Annotated in this window: 10 protein-coding genes; 4 read left to right on the top strand and 6 right to left on the bottom strand. The window is 59.9% G+C overall.

The genetic code is table 11. The annotated features are described in order from the left end of the window. The first annotated feature begins 207 nt into the window (after positions 1–207). Entirely contained in the window at positions 208–1,104 is an 897-nt protein-coding gene (locus QRN10_RS04160) for a GlxA family transcriptional regulator (protein ID WP_181080651.1), read from the top strand. Positions 1,105–1,137: 33 nt separating this feature from the next. Here QRN10_RS04160 and zapE read toward each other — a convergent pair whose 3' ends face one another. From zapE to QRN10_RS04145, 3 genes are all read right to left on the bottom strand, one after another. Then, a complete protein-coding gene (gene zapE, locus QRN10_RS04155) occupies positions 1,138–2,232 on the bottom strand; it encodes a cell division protein ZapE (RefSeq protein WP_181080601.1) in 1,095 nt (364 codons plus the stop codon). A 79-nt stretch (positions 2,233–2,311) separates the two neighbouring features. Continuing rightward, complete coding sequence (locus tag QRN10_RS04150; RefSeq protein WP_253510460.1) at positions 2,312–3,667, bottom strand: tryptophan--tRNA ligase; 1,356 nt, start codon at positions 3,665–3,667, stop codon at positions 2,312–2,314. Positions 3,668–3,691: 24 nt separating this feature from the next. Continuing rightward, on the bottom strand, positions 3,692–4,321 hold the full coding sequence (locus QRN10_RS04145) for an alpha/beta hydrolase (protein WP_181080599.1): 630 nt from the start codon (positions 4,319–4,321) through the stop codon (positions 3,692–3,694). A 147-nt stretch (positions 4,322–4,468) separates the two neighbouring features. On the opposite strand from QRN10_RS04145, the gene QRN10_RS04140 reads away from it, so the two are divergent. Continuing rightward, positions 4,469–4,906: a Z-ring associated ZapG family protein gene (locus QRN10_RS04140; RefSeq protein WP_034095870.1), complete on the top strand. Its 438-nt coding sequence runs from the start codon at positions 4,469–4,471 to the stop codon at positions 4,904–4,906. Between the two features lie 75 nt (positions 4,907–4,981). On the opposite strand, the gene QRN10_RS04135 is transcribed toward QRN10_RS04140, so the two are convergent. The 3 genes from QRN10_RS04135 to QRN10_RS04125 all read right to left on the bottom strand — a co-directional run bounded on the left by QRN10_RS04135 (position 4,982) and on the right by QRN10_RS04125 (position 8,622). Further along, positions 4,982–6,706, bottom strand: coding sequence for an ABC transporter ATP-binding protein/permease (locus tag QRN10_RS04135; RefSeq protein WP_181080598.1), 1,725 nt, complete (start codon positions 6,704–6,706; stop codon positions 4,982–4,984). Positions 6,707–6,806: 100 nt separating this feature from the next. Continuing rightward, complete coding sequence (locus QRN10_RS04130) at positions 6,807–7,367, bottom strand: response regulator transcription factor (RefSeq protein ID WP_003171731.1); 561 nt, start codon at positions 7,365–7,367, stop codon at positions 6,807–6,809. Next, positions 7,360–8,622, bottom strand: a complete 1,263-nt coding sequence (locus QRN10_RS04125) for an ATP-binding protein (RefSeq protein ID WP_181080597.1) — start codon at positions 8,620–8,622, stop codon at positions 7,360–7,362. The genes QRN10_RS04130 and QRN10_RS04125 overlap by 8 nt, the downstream gene beginning before the upstream one ends. Positions 8,623–8,866: 244 nt before the next feature. Here QRN10_RS04125 and QRN10_RS04120 point away from each other — a divergent pair, with 244 nt between their 5' ends. Next, positions 8,867–9,577: an SIMPL domain-containing protein gene (locus QRN10_RS04120; RefSeq protein WP_285427894.1), complete on the top strand. Its 711-nt coding sequence runs from the start codon at positions 8,867–8,869 to the stop codon at positions 9,575–9,577. 350 nt (positions 9,578–9,927) lie between these two features. Continuing rightward, positions 9,928–12,735, top strand: a complete 2,808-nt coding sequence (locus tag QRN10_RS04115; RefSeq protein WP_285427893.1) for a dermonecrotic toxin domain-containing protein — start codon at positions 9,928–9,930, stop codon at positions 12,733–12,735. The last annotated feature ends 62 nt before the right edge of the window (positions 12,736–12,797 follow it).

Here is a 12,797-nt window from a genome sequence, read left to right as displayed (position 1 = left end):
ACAGAGCCTATGCCGCCCAAGCGTCACGGGACACTGGACACATGCGACAAAAAATAAGACGATCCAGCCGTCTGGTGACCACTTTCCCCTATAAGAATAAATGAAATTATGTCTAACCAAATCTCCACGCCGTTGCGGCGCGTCAGCATTCTGGCCATTGATCGGGTATTCGCGTCCACCCTCATGCAAGCCAAGGATTTCTTTCACCTGGCCAGCCTGCGCTATGGCAAGCAGCAAGGCCTGGGTCTGACCCCGGCGTTCGAAACGCGTCTTGTCAGCCCCGATGCAAAATCGGTGTGCAGCTTCAGTGATGTGATCATGCCGGTGGATGGCGGCCTGGAAGACGCCGACATCATCGTTCTACCGGCCTTCTGGGATGACTTCGACGCCCTGTGCGCCCGCTACCCCCAAGTGTTGCCCTGGCTGCGCGAACAACACGCACGCGGTGCCGTGTTGTGCGGCGAAGCCACCGGGGTGTTCTGGCTCGCCGAAGCCGGCCTGCTCGATGGCAAGGAGGCGACCACCTACTGGCGCTTCTTCAACGCCTTCAGCGAACGCTTCCCCAAGGTCCAGCTCAATCAGGACAAACATCTCACCGACGCCGACAACCTCTACTGCGCCGGCGGCACAACCTCGGCCTGCGATCTCTATATTTATCTGATCGAACGCTTCTGCGGCGCCAATATCGCCCAGGCCGTGGCACGCGACATTCTCTACGAAGTGCAGCGCAGCTATTCACCCGGCCGCATTGGCTTTGGTGGGCAGAAACTGCACCAGGATGTGATCATCCTGCAGATCCAGCACTGGCTGGAAGAGCACTTCGCCGACAAATTCCGCTTCGAAGATGTCGCCCGGGAACACGGCATGAGCATCCGCAACTTCATGCGCCGCTTCCAGACCGCCACCGGGGACAAGCCGCTGCATTACCTGCAGCGTCTGCGCATCGAAACGGCCAAGGGCCTGCTCTCTGGCAGTCGCAAGAGCATCAAGACCATCAGCTATGAGGTGGGTTACGACGATGCGAGTTTCTTTGCGCGGTTGTTTCGCCAACACACCGAGTTATCGCCGAACCAATACCGCCAGCAATTCCAGCAAGCTGCGTAAGCCAATGTGGGAGGGGCTTGCCCCCTCTCACACTTAGGGTTTGTGCCCGCGCGAGAGGAACTCGTGGGACTGCATCTCCAGCAAACGGCTGAGGGTGCGCTGGAATTCAAAGTTCAAGCGACCGCCGGTGTAGAGGTCCTTGAGTTCCACTTCCGCCGAGATGATCAGCTTGACGTTGCGGTCGTAGAACTCGTCGACCATGTTGATAAACCGGCGCGCGATGTCGTCGGTGGTCACGCTCATCTGCTCCACGCCGCTGAGGATCACCGCGTGGAAGATCTTGCCCAGTTCGATGTAGTCGTTCTGGCTGCGCGGGCCGTCGCAGAGTTGGCGGAACTCGAACCAGGCCACGTCATCGCAGGTGCGCAGGGCGATGATTTCGCGATTTTCGATCACCAACTTATCGTTTTCCACCGCCTGGGTGCATTCCGGCGTCAGGGCACGGAAGCTCTTGCGCAAGCTTTCGTGAGCCGCTTCGTTCAGCGGAAAATGGTACAGCTCCGCCTGCTCGAGGTGACGCAGGCGATAGTCGACGCCGCTGTCCACATTGACGATTTCAGTGTGCTGCTTGATCAGCGCGATCGCGGGCAGGAAGCGCGCGCGCTGCAGACCATCCTTGTACAGACCGTCAGGCACGATGTTCGAGGTGGCGACCAGGGTTACACCGTTCTTGAACAGCTCTTCCATCAAGGTGCCAAGAATCATGGCATCGGTAATGTCGGAGACGAAGAACTCATCGAAACAGATCACCCGGGCTTCCTGGGCAAAGCGCTTGGCGATGATAGTCAGCGGGTTTTTCTCGCCCGGCAGCGTCTTCATCTCTTCGTGCACGCGTTTCATGAAGCGGTGGAAGTGGGTGCGGACTTTTTCCTTGAACGGCAGCGCTTCAAAGAAGGTGTCGACCAGATAAGTCTTGCCACGGCCCACGCCGCCCCAGAAATACAGGCCTTTGACCGGCGTATGGTCTTTCTTGCCGAACAGCTTGCTGAGCATCCCGGGCTTGCTTTGCGAAGCTGCAAGCAGGTCCTCGTACAGGCGCTGCAAATGACGCACCGCATTTTCCTGAGCCGCGTCGTGGAAGAACTCAGGGCGTTTCAGATCAGCTTGATATCGTTCTAGGGGCGTCATAATTTCGTTAGCAAGGCAACAAAAACGGGCCGTCACTGTAACGACGGCCCTGGATAATGGCAATCAACCCTTGGTCGGGTTAATCCTCGAGGGGGGCCAACGCGATGCGCAGGGCCTCAATGGCCGCGTCAAGCGACGTAGGGTCGGCAAACTCGGCACTGTCGGCTACCGCGGCGCCGTCCAGCCATACGCTGAAGCGCAGGCCATCGGTGCGCACGTCAAGGGCGTCACCGCTTTGCAGTTGTTTGGTCACCGCACCTGCCGCCTTGCCGTCGGCAAAATGGCGCGACAACAGCAGCTGTTCGCCATCGGCGGCCAGCAGGCGGAAACGGAAACTGCCGTCATCTTCGCGAAAGCTCACGAAACGCGCAGTTTTGGTGGTTTTCTTTTTGGCGCTGACCGGCGCCGCAGCCTGGTTCACGAACGAACGCAGGCCCACCGCCTCACGCAGCTCGGCAAGAAACGGTGCCGCGACGGCGCGGGCTTTCTTCGCCCCGACCAGCAACAGATCTTCCATGTCCGACGGGCGCGACATCAGTTGGTGATAGCGCTCGCGGGCCTCGCCCAACTGGCCGTCCAGCAATTGGAACAGACGGTTCTTCGCCTCGCCCCAACCCAGGCCTTGCAGCAGTTCGTCGCGGAACGCCTGCTCCTGGGCCTGCGTGGCAAAGGCCTGGTACAGGGTGAACAGGTGCGAATTGTCCGGGTCCTTGGCTTCGCCCGGCGCGCGGGAGTCGGTGACGATGCGCGAGATCGCGTCCTTCATATCCTTGGCGCTGGTGAACAACGGGATGGTGTTGTCGTAGCTCTTGGACATCTTGCGGCCATCCAGGCCCGGCAAAGTGGCAACGCTTTCTTCGATCAACGCCTCGGGCATCGTGAAGAATTCCTTACCGTTGCCGAACAGGTGGTTGAAACGCTGGCCGATGTCGCGGGCCATCTCCACATGTTGGATCTGGTCGCGACCCACCGGCACCTTGTGCGCGTTGAACATCAGGATGTCCGCCGCCATCAGCACCGGGTAGCTGTACAGGCCCATGGTGATACCCGCATCCGGGTCCTCGCCGGTCTCCACGTTCTTATCCACCGAGGCCTTGTAGGCATGGGCGCGGTTGAGCAGGCCCTTGGCGGCGACGCAGGTCAGCAGCCAGGTCAGCTCGGGGATTTCCGGGATGTCAGACTGGCGATAGAAGGTCACCCGGTTCACATCCAGGCCACCGGCCAGCCAGGTCGCGGCGATTTCCATGCGCGAGCGCTGGATGCGCTGCGGGTCATCGCATTTGATCAGGGCGTGGTAGTCGGCCAGGAAGTAGAAGGAATCGGCATTGGCGTCCTGGCTGGCAAGGATGGCCGGGCGAATCGCACCGGCGTAGTTGCCCAGGTGCGGCGTGCCGGTGGTGGTGATGCCGGTGAGGATACGGGTACGAGTCGTCATGGGTAATCGCTTATCAGACTGCTATCAATTCGAGAGACGCGGCAGCACCAGATCCTTGAGATCGGTGAGCTTGCCGTGAAAAAAGTGCCCGCATTCTGCCACTTTCAGCAGCTCATGGGGACGTTTCAAGGCGGCGGACCAGTCGTAGACCAACTGTGGGTCGACCACTTCGTCGGTTTCCGGTTGGATCAAGGTCAACGGGCAGTCCTGGGGCAGCACATCGTTATCGCTCAGGCGCATCACAGCAGCGGCGACCATGAACAGGTGCGCGAGTTTTTCGCCTTTGGCCTCCAGGCGCCCGCCCAGGCTCGCCGCCACGTAGCCGCCAAAGGAAAACCCGAGCAAGGTGATCGGCAGGCCAGGATGCTTTTCCCGCAGCCAGGTGACGGCCGCTTCGGCATCGTCCACTTCGCCGCTGCTCATGTCGTGGCTGCCGGCACTGGCGCCGACGCCGCGGTAATTGAAACGCAGCGTGATCAAACCGGCATCGCGCGCGGTGCGTTGCAGGGTCGACACGACTTTATTGAGCATGGTCCCGCCCTGCACCGGGTTAGGGTGGCAGATCAGCGCGAGGCCACGTGGTTCGGGCTGATCCAGGTACAGGGCTTCCAATTGGCCTACCGGGCCATCGATCAAAACGGGGGTTTCGCGCATGAGCAAGGAATGAACTCCGTGACCTCTCAATGGGTCGACTCGTCTAGCTAAAAATCTGTGCATGACATCATTGCGAGCTTAATCGCGGTATACAGCGCAGGTCCGAGCCGTTAACGTAAAGCAAAGCCGTTTATAGAGGAAGGACTCGTGGAACACTCGCTCTTAGTTTGGTTGTTGCCGACTCTTGCCCTGGTTGCCGGTGTCGCCATTGGATTCCTGGTTGCTCGCCTGCTGCCGAATGCCGCGCCTAACCGCACGCAGCGTCAGCTCGATGACATCCAGGAACGTTTTGACAGTTATCAGAACGAGGTTGTTACCCACTTCAATAGCACCGCGACCCTGGTCAAGAAGCTCACCCAGAGCTACCAGGAAGTACAGGATCATCTCGCCGATGGCGCTAACCGCCTGGCCCTCGACGACATCACTCGCCAGCGCCTGCTGGCCGCGCTGCACTCCGATGCACCGCAGACACCACGGGAACGCCTGACCCCACCCCGGGAAAACCAGGAACCGCCACGGGACTACGCGCCGAAAACGGCGGATGCTCCAGGCATGCTGGATGAGCATTACGGTTTGAAGAAGTAAGTCATTTTCAAGCAATAGAAAAGCCCGGCTGATCGATGATCGGCCGGGCTTTTTTGTTGGCCCCCACATTAGGTCTCAGGAGATGGATTGCTCTTGAAGCCACCCGCCTTCGATGCGCACATGCCGACCATGAAAGCGTTTGAGGCTGCTGCGATGGCCGACGCTGACGATACTCAGCCCCGGCAACGCATCGATCAGCGCCTGGTACAACGTCGCCTCATCTTCCTCATCCATTGCCGAGGTGGCTTCGTCCATGTACAGCCATTGCGGCGCGAACAGCAAGGCGCGGGCAAACGCCAGGCGCTGTTGTTCGCCCGGCGAGAGCACGCGTTGCCAGTGGTTGGCCTCATCCAGCTGCCCTACCAGATGCGGCAGGCGGCACGTTTCAAGGACCTGTGCATAACGTTGCGCCGAGTAGACGCCGGCGTCCTGTGGATAACTCAACACCGCCTTCAGCGTGCCGATCGGCAGGTAAGGCTTCTGCGGCAGGAACAGGTAACGCCTGGCCGGCAAACGAATGCTGCCGTGACCTGCGGGCCAGAGCTGCCCCATGGCACGCAGCAGGGTACTTTTGCCACTGCCGGAACGGCCACTGAGCATGACGCGCTGACCCGGCTCAACGATCAGGTTGGCATCGGTGAGCAGGTGGCGACCATCCATAAGATTCATGCCCAGCCCCTGCACGACAAGACGCTCGCCCTGCGCGCTCACATCAATGGCCGCCGGGCGTTGTTCGTTTTCCGTCATCGCCTGTTGAAAGCTCAATAGACGGTCGCTGGTGGCGCGCCAGCTGGCCAGGTCGGCGTACGCACTGATAAACCAGCTGAAATTGCCTTGTACGTTGCCGAAGGCCGAGTTGATTTGCATCAGCTCACCCAGTTCGATCTTGCCGGAAAAATAGCGCGGGGCAGCCACGATAAACGCAAAGACGGTAGCAATCTGTTCGTAGCCGGCGGTAAAGAACGTCAGGCGTTTGGACACCTTCATGATGTCCCAGTAGTTATGCCAGACCTTGCCGAACCGTGCGCTCAAGCGTTGGTTTTCGTTGGGCTCGCCGTTGTACAGGGCAATGCTTTCAGCATTCTCGCGCACCCGCACCATGGAGAAACGCAGGTCCGCTTCGAAGCGCTGCTGCTGGTTGCTCAAGCCGATCAGACGACGACCGATCAGGTGGGTCAGCCAACTGCCGACACCGGCGTAGACCAACGCACACCAGAACATGTAGCCGGGGATGGTGATGCCGAACACTTCGATGCTGCCCGACACGCCCCACAGAATGACCGAGAACGACACGAGGCTGACGACATTGCGCAGCAACCCAAGGCCAAGGCTCAGGGTGTTCTGGGTAAAACTATTGAGGTCTTCGGAAATCCGCTGGTCCGGGTTATCGGTATAACCCCCCTGCTCCAGCTGGTAGTAGTTTTTGTGGCCAAGCCAGCGGGCGAAGTGCTTTTCGGTCAGCCATGCACGCCAGCGAATCGTCAGCATCTGAGTGAGGTAAAGACGGTAGACCGCGCCGAGAATCGCCACGGCGGCGATCCCGCAGAAATACAGGATTTGTTGCCAGAAGGCCGCGGTGTCCTTGTTTTCCAGAGCGTTATAGAAGTCTTTGTACCAGTGGTTGAGCCACACGGAAATTGCCACGCTGAACAGCGACAGGCCAATCACCACTGCCAGCAACAACCAGGCCTTGCCCTTCTCTTCGCTGCGCCAATAAGGCGTGATCATCGCCCACGTTCGGCGAAAGAAATGCCCACGCAGCGCATCGTTGACCGCGGAATATTCAGCGTTCTGATTCATCGTTCAGGCTCGGTAGGAAAGATATGACAGGCGTTCGAACCGATCTTAGGTGATCGGTTCGGGGCTCCGTGCGGCCTGAAGCGGGTTGTTCAGCTTAGGTTCAGCGTCGGACCGGCCGCTTCTGCAGCTTGCGTTGCAGGGTGCGACGGTGCATGCCCAGGGCACGGGCGGTGGCGGAGATATTGCCTTCGTGCTCGGTCAGCACGCGCTGGATGTGTTCCCACTGCAGGCGGTCCACCGACATCGGGTTTTCCGGAACCAGGGTATCGAGGTCGGCGTGCTCGGACAGCAACGCGGCCAGCACGTCGTCGGCATCCGCCGGTTTGCACAGGTAGTTGCAGGCGCCGCGCTTGATGGCTTCGACAGCGGTGGCAATGCTGGAGTAGCCGGTGAGGATCACCACGCGCATTTCCGGGTCCAGCTCCAGCAGCTTGGGCAGCAGCACCAGGCCGGAGTCACCGTCCATTTTCAGGTCGAGCGCGGCGTAGTCCGGCAGGTCGGCCTGGGCGATGGTCAGGCCCTCTTCGGCGGACCCGGCGGTGCTCACGCGAAATCCGCGACGACTCATGGCACGTGCCATCACGCGGGTAAACGTAGCGTCGTCATCTACCAGCAGCAGGTGCGGCAGTTCTTCGCCTTCGACTTGGATCTCATCACTCATCGATATCTCCTCGTGCGACACGGGGCAGGCGCAGCTCGGTGAGCGTGCCACCTTCCTCATGACTATAGAGCTTCACTGAGCCGCCGGCGCGGGTCACGCTGGCCTTGCTCAAAAACAGGCCGAGGCCGAAGCCCTTGCCCTTGGTGGTAAAAAATGGTTTTCCGATCTGCTCGGCAATCGCCAGCGGCACGCCCGCGCCGTGGTCGCGAATGCTGATGGTGAGATCTTCGGTGTTCCAGTCCAACTGCACTTCAAGCCCTTCGGGGCAGGCGTCGGCGGCATTGTTCAACAGGTTGAGCAACGCCTGGGTCAGGTCCGGTGGCGGCGCCATGCGCGGTACCGTGCCCTGCCCCAGCAGGTGGAAGCGATAGCTGGCCTCGGGGCGCATCAGGTGCCAGCGGTTCAGGGCTTCATCGAGCCACTGCGTCACGTCCTGCATCTCCACGGCCAGGCGGCGATTGGCTTCGGCGGCGCGCACCAGTTGCTGCAGGGTCAGCTTGCACTGCTTGACCTGTTCCTGCAGCACGCTCAAATCGTCCTGCAGGGCCGGGTCGTGGTGGTCCTGGGTCATTTCCTTGAGCAGTACGCTCATGGTCGCCAGCGGCGTGCCCAATTCATGGGCCGCGCCGGCGGCCTGGGTGGCGACGGCGAGCAATTGTTGATCGCGCAGGCCCTCTTCACGGCGAATGGCGCGCAGTTCTTCCTGGCGACGCAATTCCTCGGCCATGCGCGCGGCAAAAAAGGTGATGACGGCGGCGGACAGCGCAAAGCTCAGCCACATCCCATAGATCTGCAGGTTTTCCCGGGCGATGGGGAAGGTCTGCAGCGGGTAGAACTGGGCCAGCAGCAGGGTATAAAGGGTCAGGGCGATCCCCGACAGCACCACGGAATAGCGCCATGGCAACGTCACTGCCGCGATCGTCAGGGGCACCAGATAATAAGAAACGAAGGGGTTGGTAGAGCCACCCGAGAAATACAGCAACACACTGTGGATAAACAGGTCGCAGGCCAGTTGCAGGGCATATTCCAGCTCGGTCACCGGCCAGGTGGTGCGCAGCCGGATCGCGGTAAACACGCAGAGCACCGTGGAAAACCCAAGGGTCACGCCCAGTGGCAGCCAGGGCAGCGGCAGCAGGTCGAACCAATAGGCAAGCCCCACCGAACCGGCCTGGGCGGCCAGTACCAGAGTACGGATGAACGTCAGGCGCCAAAGGTTCTGGCGGGTGGCGGAAGTCAGTTTTACGGCGGCGAGCATGAGCTCTCCCGGTGAGCGCTGCAGGCGGATCGGCAGGAGTATAAACGAAGCGTCGCCTCGGGCATTGGGTGTGTGGCTCTTTGACGCACCGGGCGCCGTAGCTGCAAGCCGCGAGGTAAAAGCGGCAAGAACTCGCCTCGCCCTTCGCTTGCTTGCGGCTTTAAACTTTTTCCAATTCATAAACCCGAAGAACCCGTTACTACCGTCTACAGTCATACCGATACGACCCCCCTAAGGAGCTTCCATGTCTCGTTTCACTCGCAGCGCAGCCATCCTCACCCTCAGCGCCGGCGCCCTGGCCAGCTTTTCGGCCATGGCAGCCGATGAACTGCACTACAACCAGATCTCCCTGCGCGCCGAGGCCAGCCAGGAAGTGGCCCGCGACAAGATGATCGTCACGCTCTATACCGAATCCCAGAACACCGATCCGGCCAAGCTCGCCGCCGACATCACCACCACCGTGAATCAGGCGCTGGGCCAGGCCCGCGAAGTCAAAGCCGTGACCCTGCGCCAGGGCAGCCGCAACAGTTACCCGATCTACGACAACAAAACCCAGAAGATCACCGGCTGGCGCGAACGCGCCGAACTGCGCCTGGAAAGCGCAGACTTCCCGGCGCTCTCCAAACTGACAGGTGAATTGCTGAGCACCCTGAAAATGGGCGGCATGGATTTCGCCATCGCCGACGCCACCCGCAAAGCCAGCGAAGATGCGCTGCTCAAGGACGCGGTCGCTGCGTTCAAGGCCCGCGCTCAACTGGCCACCGACGCACTGGGGGGCAAGGGTTACAAGATCGTCAACCTGAATTTCAACACCAACGGTTATCCACAGCCGTATGAGCGCGGCGCGATGATGATGAAGGGGGCCTTGATGGATTCGGCGCCGACCCCGGAAGTGGAAGCCGGCACCAGCAAGGTCAGCATGAGCGCCGACGGAACCATCGAAGTACTGCAGTAAGCGCACGGCTGAGGCGAACGGGCTTGTTACCGCGCAATGCGTGCCCGTTTCGCCGCTTTATGCACTCGTTCATGGCTGCGCCCCCTTGGAGTAAATGTAACCGCCTTGATCAGGGCACATCGCATGTTACACACCTCCACGCCCCGCCGACGCCCGGCGGCACGGTTGGCACGCGCCCTCAGTCACGGCGGCCGCGCACTCCCGCCATTTGATCTATGTCCATAGATGTCCCTTGCAACATTCCTGTGAACACGCACAACGCCCACGCCGGAACGTCCGCGCGCTCATTTCCCACGCACCTATCGAACACCTGAACGCCAGGGAGGCTCATTTACGGAGATCGATACAGAATGATTACCCCTGTCACCACCACTATTCCGACAACCGTATCCGATTCGTCGCACATGTCAGCGACCCCACACCTGCAGGCGGACACGGTGGGCGCTGAACATCAACCTCGCCGCAAAAGTGCCAAACGGCGCAATCATCACCAAACACTGATACCGGGCCTGCCGTATAACCCGGGGGTAGAGAAATACATCTGGAAAGCCAAAGACGGGTTCAAAACCCCCAGTCAGAGTACCGCCGAGATTATCAGGTCAGAGCTGAAGACCCGCTGGGGCAAGGACATCGATCCCGACAATACGTTTATCGTGACCTTGAACTACGACCCCAAGCAGCCACAGCCCAGGGGCGGCAAAGTTCTGAATAAGATTTCCCTGACCCAGGCCGCACTGCATAACGTACAGCGCGCCAATAAAAACGATGAACACCAGACACCGCTCGAAAAGCAGCGGTCCACCCTGCACACCTGGCTTGGTCGGCTGGCGCCTTTGCTGCCTCTCCCGGCGGTCGTGGATGAAATTGACACGCTGGCGCGGCGACAGAGGACTTATGAAGGCATATTTGTCGGGGCAGAACCTGGCGGCAGGGAGGTCTATAACAGTCGCAACCTGCTGAGGCAGACGCCAGCGGCGTTTCGAGACATCGTGTGGAACACCGAACTGAGCAAACCGTACACCCAATTCCTGAACGAGTTCTGGCCCGCCCATGAGGGCAAATACGCACAACTGAGCAAGGCATCCCTGGTGGGCGCGGCCCTCAGTCAATTTGAAAACGACAGCTTGAGCGCCAGTGACACCAACCTGGTGATGCGCGCCGCCGGCCTGCCGCCGAATACGACCTGGGAAAACCTCAAGCTGGACGACCTGGCCCCGGCCACCACCCAGGACCCAAGCGTGGAAGTCGGGCTGCTGAGCATCAATGGCTTCAAGTCCACGGACCTGCTCTGCATCACCGACAAAACCCCTCGATTCGATGCCGACGGCAAACCCGCTACCCGTACCTTGCTGTACATCCCCGGTAATTCTTCGCCGCTGCATACCTTCGACAGCCAGGCGCAGATGAAGCGCTGGCTGGCTGAACAGGCCGCTGACCCGGTCAAGCGCGAAGCCCTGTCGATGCATTTCCCCTTGCGTGACCAGGCTGATCGACATTTCTCCGACGGGGTCAATCAAACACTGGTCGGGCTCGGCGGCTGGTCGAAAAAAGACGCTCCCGATGCCGGGTTTCTCGAACGCCTGAACGAATTCGACCCGCAAACGTTTATCACCATCGAAACGCTGTCCGATGACCCGTTCGATGTCATGACCCAGCGTCAGAAAGCGCGCTCCTACGCCGATGCCGAAACCGAAATCACCACCGACGGCGATGTCACCAAAGCCACGATCCTGGAAGTGTTGGAGACCACCACTAAAGTCGCCTTAATGATGACCCCGCTCGCCATGGTCATGCCCGAAGTGGCGGTGGGCCTGGAGCTGTACTACGTCGCCGCCGGCGCGGTGGAAGTCGGGGTGGGCGCCGATGACCTCAGGCATGGCAAGCCAGGTGGGGCCGACCATATCGTGTTCGGTGTGCTGAATGCGCTGCCCGTCATCGCCGGCGGTGCCACCCGCCTGGCCAAGGGCGAGGTCGCTGCGGGAAAAACCCTGGGAGAAGCGCTGCCACCCCGCGAGCCGACTGTGACCGAGCGCGGCATCGAACAGAGCCCGGCCAATCGCTTGCGCCCGTCCCAGGCCGCCGATATCAGCGCATATGCCGTACCAGATGGCGAAGGGCTTATTGAAGGCATGCAGCCAAATTCCAAAGGCATGTATCAAGTCAAAGACAGCGCCGGAGCAGACCATTGGTATATCCGTTATACCGACGCAACAAGAACGCCCAAGGTGTACGAGATTAAAGGCAACTTCAAACTCAGCAACGACTACGCGCAGATCATTGATTCTGCCAACGGCAAGCCTGTGATGATAGTGCACTCAGACGGCAAGGGCGGATGGGCTCGCGCTGCCGCCGATGGCGGCGTTGTGTGGCCATGGCAACGCCGGGCTTCGCCAACGCCCAGTGATGATCCAAAGACTCCTGCCACCTTCGCCGATGAATTCCTCGAAATTGATGGTAAAAAAATGGCCGGAGCCGAAAAACTCGATGAAGTCTTGAGAGCAAGAGCGGGAACCAACTTCGAACTCTCCAGCAGGAACTTCGAGGAAAACGGGCTCGTTAAAAGAAGGTTTAACACCTCTTGGAACATCGACGAAACCGGGTTCGCTGTCGAGCCTGGAGAGAAAACACAAATGACGGAACTCAGTTCCAGCGAGTACTCACCCAACTTTGTCCTCGATATCAATCGTTGTCCTTACACCGTTACCACTACAGAAAACGGTCTGTCAGTGACCACGAAACTGGACGCCGTAGCCGGCACGTCAGAGGGTATCCAGCGAGCAAGGTTGGCGCAGTTCGAGGCGGTGATTCCCGATGCTCAATTGCGGGCCCGCATCTCCGAGGTGGCCCATCAAGGCTCTACCTTCCCTGCCATCGCTGATTTGCATGGGGGGGCGGGACTGCAGGAAGGCTACTACTACGGTGCTGACAATACCCATTTTCAGATTGATTATGACTCCTCCCGCAACCTGGCGAAGGTCCATGTCACCTCTGAAGGGCACCTCTCTATGCCGGAGCAAGACATCAACCGCGTTCCCGGCGTACAGGTAACCATCAAGAGAAGCTTCACGATTGGCGAGGGTAATCAGTCGAACAGCTTATATGAGATCGGCAAAGCGGCCCCCACCACAATCGATGTCAGCGTCACAGCCAATCCATAAAACCGGCGAATAACTTCTTACTTGACTCCCCTGAACGGCGGTAACCTCGGTGACCGCCGTTT

The sequence above is a fragment of the Pseudomonas sp. lyk4-R2A-8 genome, from assembly GCF_030209095.1.
In the GTDB taxonomy this organism is placed as follows: domain Bacteria; phylum Pseudomonadota; class Gammaproteobacteria; order Pseudomonadales; family Pseudomonadaceae; genus Aquipseudomonas; species Aquipseudomonas quebecensis.
Note: the sequence above shows the minus strand (reverse complement) of the source record. Positions and strands in the feature narration are given on the sequence as shown.

Bases quoted from the DNA above. Each gene is read 5' to 3' on its own strand.
- zapE (WP_181080601.1), bottom strand. From the start codon at position 2,232: ATGACGCCCCTAGAACGATATCAAGCTGATCTGAAACGCCCTGAGTTC.
- QRN10_RS04150 (WP_253510460.1), bottom strand. From the start codon at position 3,667: ATGACGACTCGTACCCGTATCCTCACCGGCATCACCACCACCGGCACG.
- QRN10_RS04145 (WP_181080599.1), bottom strand. From the start codon at position 4,321: ATGCGCGAAACCCCCGTTTTGATCGATGGCCCGGTAGGCCAATTGGAA.
- QRN10_RS04135 (WP_181080598.1), bottom strand. From the start codon at position 6,706: ATGAATCAGAACGCTGAATATTCCGCGGTCAACGATGCGCTGCGTGGG.
- QRN10_RS04130 (WP_003171731.1), bottom strand. From the start codon at position 7,367: ATGAGTGATGAGATCCAAGTCGAAGGCGAAGAACTGCCGCACCTGCTG.
- QRN10_RS04125 (WP_181080597.1), bottom strand. From the start codon at position 8,622: ATGCTCGCCGCCGTAAAACTGACTTCCGCCACCCGCCAGAACCTTTGG.
- QRN10_RS04120 (WP_285427894.1), top strand. From the start codon at position 8,867: ATGTCTCGTTTCACTCGCAGCGCAGCCATCCTCACCCTCAGCGCCGGC.
- QRN10_RS04115 (WP_285427893.1), top strand. From the start codon at position 9,928: ATGATTACCCCTGTCACCACCACTATTCCGACAACCGTATCCGATTCG.